At 40.6% G+C, this 19646-nt stretch carries 15 protein-coding genes; 6 read left to right on the top strand and 9 right to left on the bottom strand.

The genetic code is table 11. The features are described from left to right. The first annotated feature begins 80 nt into the window (after window positions 1-80). Window positions 81-560: a TdeIII family type II restriction endonuclease gene (locus tag M5U24_RS09950; RefSeq protein ID WP_261341674.1), complete on the top strand. Its 480-nt coding sequence runs from the start codon at window positions 81-83 to the stop codon at window positions 558-560. A gap of 37 nt (window positions 561-597) precedes the next feature. Beyond that, the gene (locus M5U24_RS09945; RefSeq protein WP_298202307.1) at window positions 598-771 is read left to right on the top strand and encodes a TdeIII family type II restriction endonuclease; all 174 of its coding nucleotides are present in this window, start codon (window positions 598-600) and stop codon (window positions 769-771) included. A gap of 159 nt (window positions 772-930) precedes the next feature. Here the strand turns inward: M5U24_RS09945 and clpB are convergent, their stop codons facing one another. The 9 genes from clpB to M5U24_RS09900 form a co-directional block, all read right to left on the bottom strand. Next, a complete protein-coding gene (clpB, locus tag M5U24_RS09940; RefSeq protein ID WP_099325740.1) occupies window positions 931-3525 on the bottom strand; it encodes an ATP-dependent chaperone ClpB in 2595 nt (864 codons plus the stop codon). A gap of 231 nt (window positions 3526-3756) precedes the next feature. Then, a complete protein-coding gene (gene dapB, locus M5U24_RS09935) occupies window positions 3757-4542 on the bottom strand; it encodes a 4-hydroxy-tetrahydrodipicolinate reductase (RefSeq protein WP_099327061.1) in 786 nt (261 codons plus the stop codon). Next, entirely contained in the window at window positions 4539-5405 is an 867-nt protein-coding gene (locus M5U24_RS09930) for a rhomboid family intramembrane serine protease (protein WP_099325741.1), read from the bottom strand. The genes dapB and M5U24_RS09930 overlap by 4 nt, the downstream gene beginning before the upstream one ends. 370 nt (window positions 5406-5775) lie before the next feature. Continuing rightward, a complete protein-coding gene (locus M5U24_RS09925; protein WP_099325743.1) occupies window positions 5776-7371 on the bottom strand; it encodes an LptF/LptG family permease in 1596 nt (531 codons plus the stop codon). A 560-nt stretch (window positions 7372-7931) separates the two neighbouring features. Continuing rightward, on the bottom strand, window positions 7932-8915 hold the full coding sequence (locus tag M5U24_RS09920) for a hypothetical protein (RefSeq protein WP_099325744.1): 984 nt from the start codon (window positions 8913-8915) through the stop codon (window positions 7932-7934). Window positions 8916-9246: 331 nt separating this feature from the next. Further along, complete coding sequence (locus M5U24_RS09915; protein WP_164995483.1) at window positions 9247-10347, bottom strand: DUF2786 domain-containing protein; 1101 nt, start codon at window positions 10345-10347, stop codon at window positions 9247-9249. Window positions 10348-11167: 820 nt separating this feature from the next. Continuing rightward, window positions 11168-11977, bottom strand: coding sequence for a hypothetical protein (locus M5U24_RS09910; protein ID WP_157820600.1), 810 nt, complete (start codon window positions 11975-11977; stop codon window positions 11168-11170). A gap of 488 nt (window positions 11978-12465) precedes the next feature. Then, a complete protein-coding gene (locus M5U24_RS09905; RefSeq protein ID WP_157820601.1) occupies window positions 12466-13389 on the bottom strand; it encodes a metallophosphoesterase family protein in 924 nt (307 codons plus the stop codon). A gap of 34 nt (window positions 13390-13423) precedes the next feature. After that, window positions 13424-14230: a protein kinase gene (locus tag M5U24_RS09900; protein ID WP_164995481.1), complete on the bottom strand. Its 807-nt coding sequence runs from the start codon at window positions 14228-14230 to the stop codon at window positions 13424-13426. A 958-nt stretch (window positions 14231-15188) separates the two neighbouring features. Between M5U24_RS09900 and M5U24_RS09895 the strand changes: the two genes are divergently transcribed. The 4 genes from M5U24_RS09895 (at window position 15189) to M5U24_RS09880 (ending at window position 19614) form a co-directional block, all read left to right on the top strand. Next, complete coding sequence (locus M5U24_RS09895) at window positions 15189-16748, top strand: ammonium transporter (RefSeq protein WP_099325749.1); 1560 nt, start codon at window positions 15189-15191, stop codon at window positions 16746-16748. Window positions 16749-16806: 58 nt separating this feature from the next. After that, complete coding sequence (locus M5U24_RS09890; protein ID WP_099325750.1) at window positions 16807-17145, top strand: P-II family nitrogen regulator; 339 nt, start codon at window positions 16807-16809, stop codon at window positions 17143-17145. Window positions 17146-17398: 253 nt separating this feature from the next. Beyond that, window positions 17399-18754, top strand: a complete 1356-nt coding sequence (locus M5U24_RS09885; RefSeq protein WP_230408001.1) for an ammonium transporter — start codon at window positions 17399-17401, stop codon at window positions 18752-18754. A gap of 521 nt (window positions 18755-19275) precedes the next feature. Further along, window positions 19276-19614, top strand: coding sequence for a P-II family nitrogen regulator (locus M5U24_RS09880; protein WP_099325751.1), 339 nt, complete (start codon window positions 19276-19278; stop codon window positions 19612-19614). Window positions 19615-19646 lie beyond the last annotated feature (32 nt).

Raw genomic sequence — 19646 nt, 5'->3', positions numbered from 1 at the left:
ACTACATATTTATTAAAAATACAGCCTTAACAAACTATATATTAAGCACTTATGCGTTTTGGCAGGGGTGAACATCCGTTATAGAAGGAGTTTTATTATGCAGTGGTGCAGAAAAATCAGATTTAGAAGGTTTTGACATTATGATAACTCGAGAAGAAAAAGAATACCACTTCCAGGTTAAAACTAGTCCAAATACTATGAGTATTGAACAAGTACGGCAATTAAATGCTCATATTCAAAAAATCAAGGATATATCGAAACAGGTTCCAATGTTAGGAATGACTTATGGAAAACGTGAGCAAATTAATACACAGATACAATCTACATTAATAGGTTATCCTAAATCAGCAATAATTGGTAAAGAGTTCTGGGATTTCATAGCAAAGGAAGAAGGATATTGCAAGAAAATCTTGAACTGGATAAACGAAGTTATGGAATTACAACCAACAAATTTTTCTGAAACTTTAGAAGAAAAAAAATTATCCTTAATAAAAGACTGGGAAAATACTTGGGGAAAAGGAAAAATATCTATAGACAATGTCTTAAAAAATTATTTATAAGAAATAACGATGTCATACCTTCTTTACAGAAGTCGGTATGATGGACCACCCAAACGACTTTCTTATTGGAGAAGAATATTGGAACTTATTGGGAGGTAATAAGACTTTTCAGGAATTACTTGACGTATTTGATAAAGTTGGTAAACAATTTAAAGCAAAACTTCAGGAAAAGTTCAAACAAGTTGCAAAAGATAAATTAGATTCCTACTAATTTCATCTGCTTGTTCCAAAGCTCCTGTTTGTGAACAAGCAGTTTGGTATTTCGGTAGATTGGGGTTGAGGTACGAAACCAAACCAAACCAAACCAAACAGTTCAACTATTCCGGGTAGAAATTTGATTAAGAATTTGCAATCTTTCCAGCAGGACAAATCATTTATTTGTAAAAACAGCCTTCCCATCCTGCATATCTACCATGATTTCCGAGCCGTCTGGGAATTTCCCTCCCAAAATTTCCATAGAAAGCGGGTTTTCGATGAGCTGCTGGATGGTGCGCTTTAAAGGCCGTGCGCCAAAATGCGGGTCATACCCTTCTTCAATCAAAGTCTCTTTTACCCGGTCTGTAACGGTAAGTTTAAGGTTGTTTCTGGCGAGGCGCTTTCGAAGGTCGTTCAATTGTATGTCGGCAATCTGTTTGATTAGTTCTTTGGAGAGACTGTGAAAGACAATTGTTTCATCGATACGGTTAAGGAATTCAGGGCGGAAGGTCTCCTTCAGCGCCTGTTTTACCTCTCTTTTCAGTTCTTCTTCATTTTCAGGGCCGGTTAAATCCTGTATCCACTGGCTTGCGATGTTTGAGGTCATTACAATAATGGTATTCTTAAAATCAACGGTTCTGCCGTGTCCGTCAGTAAGCCGTCCGTCATCAAAAACCTGAAGCAAGACGTTAAATACATCCCGGTGTGCCTTTTCAATTTCATCGAATAGCACCACTGCATAGGGTCTTCTTCTTATAGCCTCAGTGAGTCTTCCGCCTTCTTCGTATCCCACATAACCAGGTGGGGCGCCTATAAGCCGTGCAACCGAGTGTTGTTCCATGAATTCAGACATGTCGATACGAACCATTGCATCTTCGTTATCAAACAAAAAGGCCGCCAGCGCCTTGCAAAGCTCCGTTTTCCCAACTCCGGTAGGACCAAGAAACAGGAAGGTACCGATAGGCCGGTTCGGATCCTGGAGTCCGGCGCGTGCACGCCGGATGCCGTTTGACACGGCGGAAATTGCCTCTTCCTGACCAACTACCCTCTCTTTCAGTCTTTCTTCCATCTTTAATAGTTTTTCCTTTTCACTTTCCAGCATACGTGATACGGGAATTCCAGTCCATTTGGCGACTACCATGGCAATGTCATCCTCACCCACCTCCTCATTCAGGAGGGATTTGGATTTTTGCAGTTCCTGTAATTCAAGGTGCTTTTCCTTTAATTTTCTTTCACATTCAATAATACGTCCATAGCGTATCTCAGCAACCTTTTCTAAATTTCCCTCCCTTTGGGCTGCTTGCTCCTCAATGCGCGCCTGGTCAATCTTTGCGTTAATGTCCTGTATTTCCTTGATAACCTTCTTTTCGTTTTCCCAGTGTGCCCGGAAAGCCCTGGATTCTTCTTTCAGGTCGGATAATTGTCTTTCAATTTTCTCTATGCGTTGTTTAGAAGCTTCGTCTTTTTCTTTTTTTAAAGCCTCTTTTTCTATTTCCAATTGCAGGATCTTACGCTCTATCTCATCAAGCTCAACAGGCATGCTGTCGATTTCTATCCTTAATTTTGACGCAGCTTCATCGATAAGATCTATTGCCTTGTCGGGCAGAAACCTGTCCGATATGTACCGGCTGGAAAGGGTCGCTGCAGCAATAATCGCTGAGTCTGTTATGCGCACTCCGTGATGCACTTCGTATCGTTCTTTTAGTCCGCGCAGGATTGCGATAGTGTCTTCAACGGTAGGTTCTCTCACATATACTTGCTGGAACCGTCGTTCCAGGGCGGCGTCTTTTTCAATGTATTTTCTGTATTCATCAAGAGTGGTGGCGCCCACGCAACGCAGTTCTCCACGCGCCAATGCCGGTTTTAGGAGGTTGGAAGCGTCCATTGCCCCTTCTGCGGCTCCTGCCCCAACCACGGTGTGCAATTCATCGATGAAAAGTATTATCTGCCCTTCCTTCTCGCTTATCTCTTTAAGAACCGCCTTAAGACGGTCTTCAAACTCCCCACGGTATTTTGCGCCGGCAATAAGCGCACCCATATCGAGCGACATTACCCGTTTGTTTTTTAAGCTTTCAGGGATATCTCCGTTTACAATGCGCTGGGCAAGCCCTTCGACGATAGCGGTTTTTCCCACGCCTGGCTCGCCGATGAGAACGGGATTATTTTTTGTCCTTCGTGACAATACCTGTATTACCCTGCGAATTTCGTCATCACGGCCAATAACGGGGTCAAGCTTTCCTCTTTGTGCCAGAGCAACCAGATCTTTACTGTATCGTTCAAGTGCACGGTACTTGTCTTCGGGAGTCTGGTCGGTGACTCTCTGGCTGCCCCGGATTTCTTTTAAAGCCTTGAGAATATTTTCCCGGTCAATGCCTGCCTCGTTTAATATTTTGCATGCGGAGGTATTTTTTTGCCGTGCCAGCGCCAGCAGCATATGTTCGGTGCTTAGGTATTCGTCCTTCAGCTTGCCGGCTTCTTCCCATGCAAAGTTTATCATATCGCGCAGTTCCGCACTCACATATGCCTGCCCCGGCGCTCCTGAGCCGCTTATTTGCGGAAGCTTGTTAACGGCCTCCATTGTTTTATCAAGAACAATATTTGCATCCACACCTAATTTTTGCAGGAGAGGAACTACGATGCCCTGCTCCTGCGTCAATAAAACCTCCAATACGTGCGCCGAAAGGATTTGCTGCTGCCTCTTTGATTCGGCTAATTCCTGAGCTTCCTGTATGGCTTCCTGCGCTTTTATGGTAAACTTATCAAGTCTCATAGTCTTCCTTTCAAAAGGTTAATTCTCACATAATGTTATTAAATAAGAATTCGTATGGTACAACCCTTCTTCCCTAACACGGCATAGCCGGAACCAAACAAGCGCGAAACAAATTCTAAAATACAAAATAACAATGAAAAAAACCGGGTTTTGAATATTTAAAAATTGAAATTTAGAATTTGTTTCGTATTTCGTGCTTTCACAAAGGGTTATAGATGGTGGACAATTCTTTTATAACACGTCGGACATGGTGTACATGCCGGGGGGTTTTTTTGCAATAATCTTTGCCGTATAAACTGCGCCCCGCGCAAACGTATCTCTTGTGTGTGCCTTATGGGTAATCTCTAATCGTTCTCCAAGCCCGCCAAAAACTACCGTATGGTCGCCAATGACGTCTCCGCTCCTGACTGCGTGTATGCCTATTTGGTTTGAAGGGCGTTCACCGATGATCCCCTGGCGGCCATAGATAATGTTTTTTTCTTTATCCAGTCCGGTTGCATCGCATATTTTTTCTGCCAGTCTCAGCGCTGTACCGCTAGGGGAATCTTTTTTATGTCTGTGGTGTGTTTCAATAATTTCAATGTCAAAATCTTTGCCCAGCATTTTTGCCATTTGGGCGGCAACCGAAAACATTACGTTTACCCCCAGGCTCATGTTTGGCGAAATCAGGCAGGGGATTTTTTTTGATATTTCCAGCAATTTTTCATGATGCAGGGGGGTTAGTCCGGTAGTGCCAGTTACAAGTGCAACGTTTTTTTTCGCGCAGCATTCCGCAATATTGACGGCAGATTCAGGCGATGAAAAATCTATCAGCACATCTGTAGGATTTTCCATCGCAGTTGAAATTTTCAGCCCTGATTCTCCAAAACCGGCCACCAGCCCAATGTCTTTGCCAATGGACACATGCCCCGGGTGTTCCAGCGCCGCAGTTAAATCAGATGCTTTATCTTCGAGGATAAGGGCACAAATCCTTGTTCCCATTCTGCCGCATGCGCCATTTACCGCAATCTTAATCAATGTTTGTTCCTTTTGTATTTTTTGCTGGCGGTCTTGAGGATGTTTCTTTCCCGCCATGTTAAATTATGCAACCCTTCACGATTCACCTTGTCAAGGATTTCATCCACCTTTTCACGCAACTCCATGTCTTTTCTCAGTTCTTTTTCCTGTTGAAGTATTTGGCATCGTTTTAAATAATCAACAACACGGTTTGAGTACCGTACGAACAAAAACCCGTACACAAGTCCCCCCAGATGGGCAAAATGCGCAATATTGCCTCCCCTCGGTGTAATACAATTAAATACCGTAATAGAGGCAAATATCATTACCAGATACTTTGCCCTGATAGGAAAGAAATAGAAAATAACCATGCTATTGGGGAAATACATCGCGAAGGCGACTTCTATAGCGAAAATTGCACCGGATGCCCCGAGAATAGGAACTTTTGGCGTAAAGATACAACAGCATATCCCCGCGAAGATTCCCGCGGTAAAGTAAAGTGTCAGAAATTTTTTTTGACCGAGAACCTTTTCGACCTCGCTGCCAAACATCCAGAGCACCAGCATATTAAAGATCAAGTGCCAAGGGTCTGTTGTACTATGCAAAAACATATACGAAAAAAACTGCCAGAACCACAAATTCCCTATAGCGTCCGGCGGATAGAGCCAGAACATTTTTGTGAATTTATCTGAAGCGGGATAATGCCACGGCAGGGCTGGAGCCTCTGATAATGAGTTAACCGGAAGGGGGGGTAACTGGGGGCTTATCGTGGAAAATAGTAATTGGAACATGAACACCCCGACATTGGCGATGATTAGCATCATAACCAGGCGGGTCCATTTGCTGCCAATATTTAATCCGAAAGGGTTTCTCCTGTAATACATTACGCCCGATCTCTCATAAAACGTTAAACGAAGTTAATTAAATTATAGTAAGCCCTATCCTGAAAAAAGTCAAGAATTGATGTCCGTTACAGGACAATGCCAAAGACGTCTGAAAACGTATCTGCTTGCATGGAAAGCACGATATAAAAAATACGAAATTCGAAGTACGAAATACGAAACAAATCCAAAACATACAACAATATGAAGCACGAAATGCGAGATACGAAAAAGGCGTTTGTTTAGAATTTCAAATCATTTCGTCATTAGAATTTGTTTCGGATTTCACCAGTAAATATTTTGCCAAAAAGTGCAAAGAAATTACTTATAAGGTACTAAACGTTTAAATCAGGTCTTTGATGGCTTATGCCTGTTAAGATTTATTATATGCAAAAAGTTTTTGGTAAATACATATGCCAACGATAAGAAGTATGCCATTCGCACCCCATAAAACAGGCACAACGGGCAATAATGTATCATCTGCAAGTACTGAACCTGTTACCATCAGGGGGTAATAGATAAACAAGATAATCATAAAACTTACTCCAAACCCTATTATAAGGTGAGAGCTACGCAACTTAATGCCCAATGGAATGCCAATAACAATAAAACTTAAACACGAAAGTGCCTGTGAGATTCTTTTGTGTATGGAAATATCGTTTTTGCGTCTTAATTTCTTTTTTGACGCTAACGTCAGGTCGCTTTCAAAGCTTGTAATTTTCCTCAACAAAACAGATATGTTCTTTTCTGTCTCTTCAAGCGATTTTGTGAGTGTGGCTATGTTATTTGTTTCACTATTTTGTATCTCACGTGTTTCAATCATTCTTTGTGATATAACGCTAATCCGCTGTTTTTCTCTTTCTATAGTCTCTTTTATTTCCATTAATTTTAAATCGATATCATCAGCGATGTAATATCCGGCTTTATTTTCCCTTTTTAACTGCATAAGATTTTCGGTTGCGACAAGTATATAATTATTTGCCAGTTTACTCTCGTTTGCCAGTCCATCAATCTTTGATTTCTGCCGTTCCAGATTTTGTTTTGATTTTTTTAATTCGGATTCAAGGTGTTTTTGCTTTTTATTTAATTGCTGCAACTGGTTTTGGTGTTCAGCAAGTTTTCTTGATGCTTCAACCCGTGCCTCTTCAAAATTGTCGGGAATTTCTTTGCTGTTTGCAAGTTCCCTGTCAATTTCATTGTTGTATTTAAAGAGCTGGAATATCGTCATATGCTTGGTGGAAAAGTCGGCCTTGTCTTTTCCCATGGGAATTTCAAATGTGGTCTCCGTAAACACGCCTAAACGCGGAACCTCTTCGGCTTTTTTGTAGTTTGGTTTGATAAATTCCCCCTTGCGCAGCGTAAGGAAGATTGTGTTTTTTTCGTTATTCACCTCGATACTGCCTTCTTCCGCAAAGATGATATCCGTAACATAATCATCCGCATACTGAATAACGGTGACGTCTTTGTTGATGTTGTCTACTACATTTCCAATGTATATTTGATACGGCTCCATGAGTACTTTTTTCTGGAAGGTTGCTAATCTGCCGGCGAGGATATTGTTTATCGCCCTTTCTTGTAATAATTTTATCTGGTAAAGGGATCTTGGCAAAATTTCCGCCGATAGCACCAGCGTAAAAAAACTGAAAATAATGCCTATTACCAAAACCGGAGTAATTATCTTCCGTAAATGGATGCCGCTTGCTTGTATGGCGATAATTTCTCTGTCGGCGCTCAATCTTCCATACGTTAAGGTAGTGGCGGTAAGCAGTGCCGAAGGAATGGAATAAGGCGCCACCTGGATAAACATATGAGGGATGAGAGCTTTTAGGGCTATAATATCAAGCCCTTTGTGTAATATCTGAATTACAAACCCTAAGAACATTAGGATTTCAAAGCACAAAAAAGAAGGCCAGAATGTTTGAAACCATTCTCGTATAACGTAGCGTTGTAATATATTATTAGCAAACATTTTATGTATTTCTATTCTTGTGCCGGTTCTAAATGGATTGTTTTTGTAACAATTTAGTATTTTGAAAAATTCCAACAATGTAGTTCGACGAGGTTCGTCGCACCAAAAAGAGTTGTGCGATGGTGAATAGGGTTTACTCAAGACAATGCGACGAACCTCGCCGAACTACATATGACTATTTCCAGCTTCAAAATACTAAAGTGTTACATTTTTTTTAATTTTATCAGCAATCGCAATGCTTTCAATCGATTTTAATTGTTTTATGTTTTCGCTATATCGTTTCGGCTAATCTGAGGTTAGATCTCAGTCCATTACTCTCTAAGATAGGAGGAAAGGCTTATTCCGTCGATATGAAAATAAAATTACGGTAAATGCCTTGACGTGTATTTTTATTCTTCGTGAAAATTTATTCGAAAACCTTCAGGAGTGCCGTTGCTAAAAAGAAATAATAGCATTCTCTTGTCACTACATCCGGGAAAAGGGGGAAGATTGCGGGTTTTCAGAGAGGGGTGGAGGATGTTTTGTAGATTTGCTGCAATTCCGGAAAGGGGTAATTTATTTCATGCCTCTTTGTGCCCGGCCACTGTTTTTGTTTTTTCCTGCAGGTGAATTAGCTTGTTAATGGTATCAATAACCGGTTCAGAAGAATTTTGGAATTTAGCAATGGGATTAACGATTGCAAGCCCTTTATAGTAGGTGACGAGCCCTTCCGCAACCTCGGTCAAAATCTTGTTAAACGAATTCCGCTTCTTTGCCCTCGCGAGTTTTACCTCAGGGCCTTTATCCCCGGTAATAGGTATCCTCTCATAATTTCCAAAGTCCATACGCAACACATTAATCATACCACCCTGTCCTGACAATTGGTTTACGATTTCGGCGGAAGGCAGCGAGGCGATATATGCTAAAGGATAGGTGTAGTCTTTATATTTCCCCTTTTCAACATAAGAATCGCTCCGGATGCCCAGGCTTTTAAAATAAGCCTGTACCTTTGCGAAACACGACTTATTTACCCGGAGTTCGTCTACCTGTTGTATTTGTTTATTCAGGGATTTTGGCCTTCCCAGTACAATGGCGCTTGCTATAATCTCATTCTGCTGATACGTTCTTATATCAATCTGGATGTTGTTATCATTAATAAACTGCCAGAGGAACAGACTACAGGTTTTCGCGCCATAAAAGGCGGAACGGGTAAATTTAATGTTAACGGAAGATATCTCCATATCCGCAAAAAGGATTTCCAGGGGAAGAATTATTTTGGAGACCGTCATTGCGCCAGGAACAATATTTCCCTTCCTGTGGATGAGATTTTTATCATTTGTGACGTCAACAAAAAGCTCACCGTCTTTTTTCGCAATTTGGTATTCATGTTTGATTAAAAACTTTCCCCAAACCAGCATCTGGGGATCGTTCGCATTGTCTTTCTTTAATTCAAGATTAGGATGTGGGGTCCGGGCTTTTGCATCCCTAAAGATTATTGTATCCGACAAAAAACCTTCAGTGCGGTTTAATGGAATTTTGAGAATAGGAGCGCCTGTTCTGTTCATCTGTTAGTCCAGCAATTCTTCTTATTCTGTAACCGTTGCTTGCCTGTCAAGCCCGCCTTAACACGAATAATAATGGGTAGTTAAAGACGCAAGATTTTACTGTTGAAAATGGAAATTTTCTGTTGCTGCGAGGAAAATATCTGTTGATTCAAGTATGGTTCATTTCGCAAAATCTCAACTTATTGGATTCTATAATGTCATGTTTTCCCTGTCAAGCATATAAAAATTAATTTTCCATTATACTACCGTAGTAGTAGGCAATCTACAATCTACAATCGGCAAATTGCTGATTGAGGAGTGGAGACTGGGGACTGCCAATTTTAATTTGGGGTCAGTTTAAATACTTAATCTCCCCATTGCTTTTCCCATGGACCCCTTTGCGAATAACCAGATTTTTTCCATGGTTGATCCCGGAGGCATAGGCTTCATGGCAGCTTGTTGAATATCGGTGAGAAGTACGCGAGCGCCTTGGGTTTCTTCTGAAGAAAAACTCTTTAAGCCTGGGATCTCCCTTCCAAACAAGTTTATTTGAATGGCTGGTAACGGCCCGGTTTTCCAGTTTAGTGTAAAAACCTTCCAGGAGGCCGTAGATGAAGGTTCTCCTGTGTTTGTTACCGTCGATTTTTTTTTGTTCTTTATAGTCTGTCCACAATAATTCGGAGATGTTTTGAAGGTAATTATACACATACTCAGCCATCTCCACATTTTCCGGCAGTCCATAAATTTCCAGCGCCCTGCCATTTTTATTTTCATGCTGTTCGTACCCGAATTTCCAAATGGCTTCTACGAAAAAAAATTTACAGAGTATGGAACAGATTAATGATTTGATAGCATCCCTATTCCCTATATTCCCGATTTGTTTGTAAACGTAATGCCGCCCGGCATGCGCATCCAATAATGACAGGTTGTGTTTTAACAGTAGTTCGTGTGCCTTTGCCATTGCCAATTGCGCCTCATGTTCATTTTTGCTCTGGGCTAATGCCAAAAGCTTGTGTACCTTGTCAAGTATGGTGTGGTTGCCTGATTGTGCAGAAAAGCTGTTCCTCTTTCTTTCCATCCACGTATGAATATCTCCGGTGGCAGAGGAATCAATACCATTTTCCCGGCAAATACTCTTAAATATTTCACCATGGGGTAAATCATCCCGTATTCCCAGAATTTCATCCACATACTGATGTGCCATTTCGTGATAAAGCACCTCCTGGACATATTCCCACGGATAGGACTGGATCAGGAAAATGCTGATAGAGAGTCGCCGCCAATGCCCTCCCTTCCAATTCCCCAGCATTCGGTCCGCACCCGAAAGTTCAAAGTGAGGGGGACGCATGGAATTTTTGAAATAATGGTAATTCGCGGTTTTCCAGTCCTCTTTCAACTGCATTATCCATGCCGTTTTTAAGGTGTTGTCAATCGTTTCTCTATTTTTATCCATTTTCATTTGCGAAGCGTATTCATTTATCATTAGTACGAAAAGAGGAAAAAAGCATAACAGATATATTTGTATAAATAAAAAGAATTTTTGCTGAAATGGGACAACATCACGCGCACGGTACACTTTCAGTTAAGCAATGAGCCGTACGGAGAGGATGGCACTTGATACGTGTTCTAAGCCCACTAAATTCCCATGTAGTGCGACGAGGTTAGTTGCAATACAAATGACAATTTCGTTGTATATCCATACAAATGACCTTTCTTTATAATATTGAAATTAAAACATTTTGCCCATTCAACCATCAAAGAGGAAAACGCGCAAGCAGAATTTTTGTAGCAGAAAGGCTTTCTCGTTTTAGCAATTTTTTTTATCAGTAGAGAATGGTTTAAATTTTCCTTACTTCTTTATTACCCATACCGGTAATTCTAAAAGCGCTATACCAAAAACATGGACGGCCAAGAAATAGATAAGCGCTGTTATCAATACTACGCCGAATAGGTTAAGTACAAGGCCGGTTTTATCCAGCATTGGTATTGTGACCTGGTCACTGCTGAAAATAATGGCTTTGGGCTATGTTGCAACCGGAAGCATGAACGCACAAGATGCAGAAAGTGTTGCGGGGAGCATTAAAGCAAAGGGATGTATATTAAGCGTTCATGGAAAATAGAGGGACACTTCCCATATTAATTTTTGAAATATGGGGAGTGTCCCTTTATTGATCAAACTGATTAATTGTTTTCCTGCCGAAAAGACAGGATAAACAACATTGACGAAATACCTGAACCCGCTTTAAGCACTTTTTACCAATACGGAAAAACAACTACGCTATCGCTTCCAATTCATTTTTTAATAATTCTGCAGAATGTATACGATTTAACGGGTTTTCCTCCAATAATCCTAAAATAACCTTGTGTAGTTTCTCGGGTATTGATGAATTTAACTCCCATGGGGGGACCGGATTCTCTTGCCACAACTTATTTGTCAGGGCTTCATAAAGAATCAACCCAACAGAATACAAATCGGATGTGGCCGCAATCTTAATCTTTTTCAACACATCCTTTTCCCGCTCATTTTTTCTCAAGAGTTGTATCATTTCTTTCTGTTCCGGGGATGCATATTCCCTGCTCATACCAAGAAGCGTCTCTCCTGTTTTAATAGTGCATTCAAGGTCAATAAGCGCCATTACACCCGTAGTTGGATTTAGTATAAGATGACCGGGTTTGATATCGGAGTGAAGGTATCCTTTGGTATGCATGTGCATCAAAGGCAAGGTCACGCTTGCAAAATGCTGAATTACCCCTTCGATTTCTTTCCGGTCGGTCATATCCCTTTTTTTATAATATTCAAGTACGCCCTTTCCTTCAAAGTGGGTCATAATGAGATAATATTGTGCCAAAACAAACTTGTCATCATTATACATGTTATCCCTTCCCACTTTATATCGAACCGGAATTTGCGGATGTGAAAAGAGGGCAAGGATTTTGTATTCTCTCGCGTAATCATTGGAAGGGTGATATTTTATGCCCCACTGATTTTCTTTGAACTCAGGATTACAAAGGATTGCGTAATTAGCCCTGTGTCCGGGCGTAATCTTAAACTCTTTAAACGTATATTTGTTAATAGAATACATTTTATATACTCCCGACAAAAAAAATAGTGAAATTCTAAATACGAAACAAATCCCAAAAAATAAAATTCGAACTGTCCAAAACTGTAAGAGCCGATTTGTTTTTAACATTTGAATTTTGAGTTTCGGTATTGTTTCGAATTTCTATATTCGTAACACTTTAGTTTTTTGAAAAATTCCCGGGATAGAAAAAATACCATGTAGCCCCGTCAGGGGCGGTCTGTTTGTAGCGCAATAAAATTCAATAAGGTAAATAGCTCCGTAGGAGCGGCCTGTCCGTATTCAGGTAGACCTGTTTATATGGATTTACAAGAGACAGGTCGCTCCTAACAGAGCTAATCTCTGTTATAATATCCTATTTTGCTACAAACAGGCTGCTCCTACGGAGCTTATAGGTAGTACATTTTTCAAAAAACTAAAGTGTTACCTATATTCGAATTTAGAGGCTTCGACATATCGACAAAATTTTGTCAATATTAGACGCTAAGCGCCTAAACCCCTTTTAAAACCCTCTGGGCTAACTCATTCGGCAATTTTGCTTCGGTTATTCTTCTTGATGCAGCTTCAGCATTATACCTCACACGCCTGAAGCTTATCTGGTTTAAAGTGGAATCAAAAACAACATAACACCCGTCGGGATTTCCATCCCTAGGCTGACCCAGTGAACCAACGTTAACATAATATTTCCAGTCATTGTTTTGATCCACCGTAAAAGATTCTGTCTTGTCGGAGCATTCTTTTTCAATCACCATTAATCTCATATCATAATTGTCGGTAGGGATGAGAACGGAGGCATTTACCAATCTCTTCTCTTTCGTGTAAATGTACGCCGCTGGCCGGTGTGTATGCCCGCCAAATGTTATCTTTGACCATAAGGTGGTGTACTTTAAAACGCTTGCATTTTTGGCATATTCATAACCAATCGGGTACGAAGGGGTACTGTGTACTATTTCAAACCCCTCATGCTTAAATTTTTTTCTCAGCGATAAACGTTTTAAAAAGGTATAATTCTCCTTCGTCAATACCCCTTTTGTCCAATCCGCTGCGGCTTGTGCTACGGGATTCATTTCAGAGGTAAGGGATGGTTCCCCGACTACCTGTTTATCGTGGTTTCCTCCAATGACAACGCATTTCTTTTCCATTAATTGAATGGCGTCCATAAAATCCCTGTCGGGAGAAGTTTCCGGATTGATTTGTTCAATGATTTTATATATTCTTTCAATCGGTACTTTTCTCTTTCCATACTTCATGTAGCGTACAATGTCGCAGCATTCATTTGGAGAGGCGCCATACCCTACTATATCGCCTGCGATAAGCAGCCTGTCAATGGTACCTTCCTTTTTCGCAATCTCTTTAATAAATGCAATCAGAGAATCAACATTTCCATGAATATCTGATATTATAATGTTTTTCAAGAGCTTGCTTTCCATAATAAGTAAAAGGCATTTATTAGATACTGCGCAACATCTTTTCCAGTTTCTCTGCGGAAGAAATTCTGTTCGAAACATCTTCTTCCAAAAGCCCCATGATAATTTCTTCCAGTTTTTGAGAGATATTTTTATTAATTTTGTGCGGCAAATCCATCCCTTTTTGCCATTTTTTTTTCGTTAACGTTTCATAGAATAAGAGACCTATGGAATACAAATCTGTTCTGCCATCCAACTGCATAGAAGAGGGAAGGCCGTCTTCGCCATGATCTCCTTTTTGGCTCCTCAAATAATCAAGAATGCGAAACTGTTCAGGCGAGGCATACTCCCTGCTGATTCCCCGCAGAACTTCTCCATGTTTAATAGCCAGTTCAAAGTCAATGATATGCCCCAAACCTGTTTCCCTGTTACAAATCAAATGCCCTGGTTTTATATCACAATGAATGTACTTCATAGCATGCAGATATATTAAGGGGTCGCAAACCGTAAGAAACATCTTTACCACTTCATTTATGACCTTTACCTTTTCCACATCCTTTTCCCTGAAATATTCCAGAATATCTTCACCGTCAATATGTTGCAATACGATAAAGTTCTGTTTTATCAAAAACCTCTCATCCTTGTATAAATCACCATGTCCAACATCATACACTTTAGGAATTTGTTTATGATTAAGCTTTTTGAGGACATTGTATTCTCCGGAAAAATCAGCATAAGGGGCGTATTTTATCCCCTTACCGGCAGCATTAATCAAAACAGCATAGTTAGACTTATGTAAATTTGATTCACACTTAAACGTTTGAAAACGATAATTATTAATTATATACATACGTGTTATTGTTATCCAAGAAAACATATACCCTGCCGGCAGTCGGCAGTCTACTGTCAGCAAATTGCAGATTGCAGATTGAAGATTGAGGACTGTTTTCGTGCCTGTTTGGCTCTGGCTATGCCAGCCGGGAGCGGACTTTATACATATATCAATTGGTTGGTGGCAATAATCCTGTACAATGTTGTTTTTCGACCATTAGTTCGCATAAAAAATGCCAAATATTCAATTTATGACTTCAAAGCGTTGATTTTCATATTTTCATAAAGAAAAGAGGTGAAAAATTAAAACACTTCATCTGCCTGTAAGGTATTCATATGTTTTGCATTATACGCAAAATTTAAAACAACTATTTTTCTAAACAAAAAATGAATCTATATTAAATTTTTACACGAACAAATGAAAAAATGATACCTACCCATGAATGCTGTGGCTGAAATAAACCGTCGTTGCATTTCGAATTTAAATCGTAATTTATTCATAATTGCCAAATTATTAAATACTTATGCAATATATTTACAAATACTAATATATTAATTATTTATAAACTATTTTGCCTATAAACCATGGAGGAAGTATTATTTATACTGCAGCATGGTTTTATCTATTTTGTTTTAGGATAGTTACGGATTTTAACATTATAGGAAACTGCCTTTAAAAAAATATACCGCAAACGGATGGAATAATAATTGCTCCAATAAGCCAATTAAAGTTGAATTGCTTTTATCCTTAAGTATATTTTATAGATAGAGAAGAGAATTCTATCGCCAATTATCCATTCAACACATTAAAATTATGCGGAATTCTCAGGTTGCATTTGTTATATTTCTCCGTTTTTTGGAAGTTTTATTTTAGAAAGGGAGGTACTATTGAAAATATAATATGCCAGCATAACATTTTACATTGTAGACACATTTGTAATTTTAGTAGGGTGATAAAAAGGAGAGAGACTTAACTTATGAAAATGTATAACAAATTTATGATCGGTGTTTGGCTTTTACTAATAATGGGTCTGTTTGCGTTTGGCACGGGGGTTGCTGAAGCGGCAGGAGACCCAAACGGTTCCGATACGTATTCTGAGAGTATTGAAGGATTAAAGATTTCAATCAACGTCGTATGGACGTTAATAGCCGCATTCCTGGTATTTAGCATGCAGGCGGGTTTTGCCTTTTTAGGGGGCTTTTTACGACAAAAGAACATGCTCAACTACCTAGCACATTGTTTCATTGATTCCACGTTGGGTGCATGCGTTTTTTATTTTTTCGGTTTTGCTGTGATGTTTGGCGGGTCTCAGGCGTATTCAGGCCTTGATAGGGGCTGGCCTGGTATTGGCTGGGACGGCTTTATGCTTTTAGGGGATGCATATGACGTAAAAACGGTCATGTTCTGGCTCTTCCAAATGGTATTTGCAACAAAAACAGTAACAATTATTGCAGGCGCTGTTGCAGAAAGAATGAAATTTGTGCCTTATATTATCTACAGTTGTTTAATGTGCGGCATTATCTATCCGCTTTATGGTCATTGGGTATGGGGAGGCGGATGGCTGAGTACCCTTCCAATTGGTGCCGGGGTAGTAGATTTTGCGGGTTGCGCCGTAGTTCATACAGTAGGGGGTATTATGGCCCTCATGGGCGCATGGGCTGTTGGTCCCAGAAAAGGCAAATATAATCCCGATGGCTCGCCAAACGCCATTCCCGGGCACAATATGACCTATGTTGTCATTGGCTGTTTTATTCTTGCCTTCGGCTGGTTTGGTTTTAATGCCGGAAGCACCGTGGCAGGCACTGATTTACGTATAGCAATAATTGCGACAAATACCTTTCTTGCCGCTGCTGCGGGCGCATCAATTATGTTGTTCTTTACATGGAAGAGACAGGGCTTTGTTGACGTATCGTTTGTTTGTAACGGAGCTTTGGCTGGGTTGGTTGCGATTACCGCGCCTTGCGCTTATGTAGCGCCATGGGCAGCAGTTGTTATCGGAGTCCTTGCAGGCCTTATTATGAGAGGCGCCGTAGCGCTGGTAGAAGTCGTTTTCAAGATTGACGATCCCCTTGGGGCGGTGGCAGTGCATGGCGCAAACGGCATGTGGGGCATGCTTGCCGTAGGTTTATTTGCCGATGGAACCTATGGTATAAATGGTTTAATCCTTGGCACCGGCGAGCAATTGCTTGCCCAATTTATCGGAACTGTTGTCGCTTTTGCATATGCATTTGCTTTTGGCGGAGCGGTCTTCTTCGGATTGAAAGGAACAATTGGTTTAAGGGTTTCCGACCTTGAAGAAGAAGAAGGTCTTGATATTGCATATCACGGTACTTCATGCTATCCTGTGGAAGGAGGGTTCTTTGGCGCTGTGGGGGAACACCTCATCGATGTTCAGGCAGAAAAAGAACAAATCTCTTTGCTTGAAGAAGCAATCAGCAAGGACCGTTCACGCGAGAGGATTTATTCTGAGAAACTTGGCAGATGGGTATACGGAAAGGCAAAACAAGAAAAACAATCGTCGAATTCTAAGAAATAAGACCTGTTTGTGGTCAAATAAACATATATAGTATTAATAATATGAATGGAGGAGTTTCATGAAAAAAATAGAAGCAATAATCAGGCCGGAGAAGTTCAATATTGTGCGGGACGCCATGACGGAGATGGGCTATCCGGGAATGACCGTTACGGAAGTAAAAGGGCACGGCAGTCAAAAAGGAATCAGCGAAGTATGGCGCGGTAGGAGGTATCGTGTTGATTTGCTGTCAAAAATAAAACTGGAAATTGTGGTAAAAGATGAGGATGTACAAAAGATTGTCGATACTATCACCACGGAAGCTCAAACGGGAAGCATCGGAGATGGAAAGATATTTGTCATAAATGTAGAAAACGTTTATAGAATTCGTACAAAAGAGAAAGATGCGACTGCCATTTAAGGTGGATTCTATACCGCGCTAAATCCAAAGTTGGCGCTACCATGAATAGTTTTGATAGCGCCAGCTATTTTTTTGTAGTAGGGACGAAGCATTTGTCTGCATAGAAGATAAAGACTAAATGCTGCACACGCGCCCCAACTAGGTCCTATTTGACGAGTTATGATGTATGCAGACATGCTTCGCCCCTGCTGTTACGAAAAATTTTTTCCCCTGACATTATAGTATTTATAAAAAATTTATTGGGAGTGGTGTATTGAAAAGGTGTCTTCTTTTTATCACTTTAATTGTCATAGTAACATGCCTGGCAAATGATATGTTTGCAGGAGACCCCAGCGGAAAAGAAACATACTCTGACAGTATACAGGGATTAAAATTTTCGGTAAACTTCGCCTGGATATTAATGAGCGCTTTTCTGGTTTTTAATATGCAGGTTGGTTTCGTCTTCCTTGGGGCTGGATTTGTACAAAAGAAGAATACCCTGAATTACGGCACTATGAGTTTTATGGATTTTTGCGCCGGAGCAATAATTTTCTGGCTTTTTGGCTTTGCTTTAATGTTTGGAGGTTCTCAACTTGCTCCCGGGCTTACCAACGGAAACAAATTTATCGGTTATAGCGGATTTTTGCTGATAGGCGACTCATACGACGTTCATATTTCTGCGCTCTGGTTATTTCAGGTTATGTTTGCATCTACTGCCTCTACGATAGTAACCGGCGCTATCGCGGAAAGATGTAAGTTTCATGCCCATGTGCTTAATAGTATTTTCCTTTGCGGCATATTGTATCCTGTTTATGGACACTGGATGTGGGGCTACGGCTGGCTGGAAACGCTGCCATTTGGGGTAGGGGCAAGAGATTTTGCAGGTTCGGGAGTTGTACACGGAGTAGGGGGACTGATTGCTTTTGTCGCGGCCTGGCGCGTTGGGCCGAGATATGGCAAGTACAATCCGGATGGCAGCTCGAATGTTATCCGCGGACATAACCTTCTGTATATAGTAATAGGGACACTTATCTTAATTTTCGGCTGGTTTGGATTTAATGCCGGCAGTACGCTTGCCGTTACAGAATTGCGCGTATCCATAATAGCAACTAACACCTTTTTAGCCGCCGCCGCAGGTGCTCTAACCCTGCTCTATATTTCTTATTTTATGACAAAAACGTTTGGCGTAAGCATGGCATGCAACGGTGCTCTTGCAGGCTGTGTTGCAATTACAGCATCCGGTGCATATGTTCCCCATTGGGCGGCTATTGTAATCGGGGCTATCGGCAGCGCATTGACATGTTTCAGCCTCGATTTCATTGAAAATAAACTAAAGATTGACGATCCTGTGGGCGCCATATCGGTTCATGGAGTAAACGGGATATGGGGCTTACTTGCAGTAGGTGTATTTGCAGACGGGACATATTGCGAAGTAAGAGGATTGATTACAGGTTCAGGCTGGCAATTGCTCTCCCAGTTTATCGCCAGCATCACCTTAATTGTGTGGTGTCTGGGAATGGGCTTTCTTTTTCTCTCTTTCCTAAAACGTGTTATAGGATTAAGAGACCCCATCAGCGCAGAGCAAAAAGGCCTGGATCTCTACGAACATGGCTCCGGGTGCTATCAATAATTTTGTAACATCAGGCTATTCCCTATACGGTTAAATGCCTGGACGGATTTTTCAAAAAACTATAGCGTTACATTGTTTTAAAAATTTTCCCTGACTCCAAAAACAGATAATGTAACATTCGCCTCCTAAACTTCATTATTCGTAAATATTTTATCCTTAATAACCATGGCTTGGTTAAGGCAATAAAGGCAATAAAGATGTACTTGCGATAAGAACAAGCACTGCACTTTTCGCCTTGACGTTTAGGAATTTTAATATTTTTGTAGAGACGCATTGCGAATACGTAATGAAAATGTTGATACAACAGAGAGACGCATGCAATGCTTCTCTATACTAACATCAACAACAGTCGTCATGTTGCGCTTGCAACATGACGACTGCGGTTTTTTTTGTTTATTGTCTGAAACGAATATTGTTCCAGACTAATTCACATTATTTCTATGAAAGGAGGTTTTAGTTTTTTGTCATGTTTTACGAATATTTTTTCTCTTTATTGTTTTCGTTAATGGGAGGTGGTAGTAATGAAAAAAATTGAAGCAATTATCAGGGACCAGAAATTAACAGCCGTAAAAGACGCCCTAAAAGCCATTGGGGTAGCCGGTATGACCGTCTCGGAGGTAAAAGGACACGGCACACAGAAGGGAATAACCGAAGTATACCGCGACAAACAGTATTCTGTGGATTTGCTGCCTAAAATTAAGATAGAGATCATCACTACAGATGAAAATGTGGATAAAATTACCAAAACAATCGTTGATGCGGCACAAACCGGCAGCATCGGTGATGGTAAAATTTTTATCTACGATATAAGAGATGTTATACGAATAAGGACCGGAGATACCGGGGAAAAGGCAATTTAGCATTATTCCTGCAAATTTAAAGATAAGGATTT

It is taken from the genome of Candidatus Kuenenia sp. (assembly GCF_027493735.1).
GTDB classification, from domain to species: Bacteria; Planctomycetota; Brocadiia; order Brocadiales; family Brocadiaceae; genus Kuenenia; species Kuenenia stuttgartiensis_A.
This window is presented reverse-complemented; position numbering and strand designations above follow the sequence as displayed.

Coding starts and splice junctions, on each gene's coding strand:
- M5U24_RS09945 (WP_298202307.1), top strand. CDS start 598: ATGATGGACCACCCAAACGACTTTCTTATTGGAGAAGAATATTGGAAC.
- clpB (WP_099325740.1), bottom strand. CDS start 3,525: ATGAGACTTGATAAGTTTACCATAAAAGCGCAGGAAGCCATACAGGAA.
- M5U24_RS09930 (WP_099325741.1), bottom strand. CDS start 5,405: ATGTATTACAGGAGAAACCCTTTCGGATTAAATATTGGCAGCAAATGG.
- M5U24_RS09925 (WP_099325743.1), bottom strand. CDS start 7,371: ATGTTTGCTAATAATATATTACAACGCTACGTTATACGAGAATGGTTT.
- M5U24_RS09920 (WP_099325744.1), bottom strand. CDS start 8,915: ATGAACAGAACAGGCGCTCCTATTCTCAAAATTCCATTAAACCGCACT.
- M5U24_RS09915 (WP_164995483.1), bottom strand. CDS start 10,347: ATGGATAAAAATAGAGAAACGATTGACAACACCTTAAAAACGGCATGG.
- M5U24_RS09910 (WP_157820600.1), bottom strand. CDS start 11,977: ATGTATTCTATTAACAAATATACGTTTAAAGAGTTTAAGATTACGCCC.
- M5U24_RS09900 (WP_164995481.1), bottom strand. CDS start 14,230: ATGTATATAATTAATAATTATCGTTTTCAAACGTTTAAGTGTGAATCA.
- M5U24_RS09895 (WP_099325749.1), top strand. CDS start 15,189: ATGAAAATGTATAACAAATTTATGATCGGTGTTTGGCTTTTACTAATA.
- M5U24_RS09890 (WP_099325750.1), top strand. CDS start 16,807: ATGAAAAAAATAGAAGCAATAATCAGGCCGGAGAAGTTCAATATTGTG.
- M5U24_RS09880 (WP_099325751.1), top strand. CDS start 19,276: ATGAAAAAAATTGAAGCAATTATCAGGGACCAGAAATTAACAGCCGTA.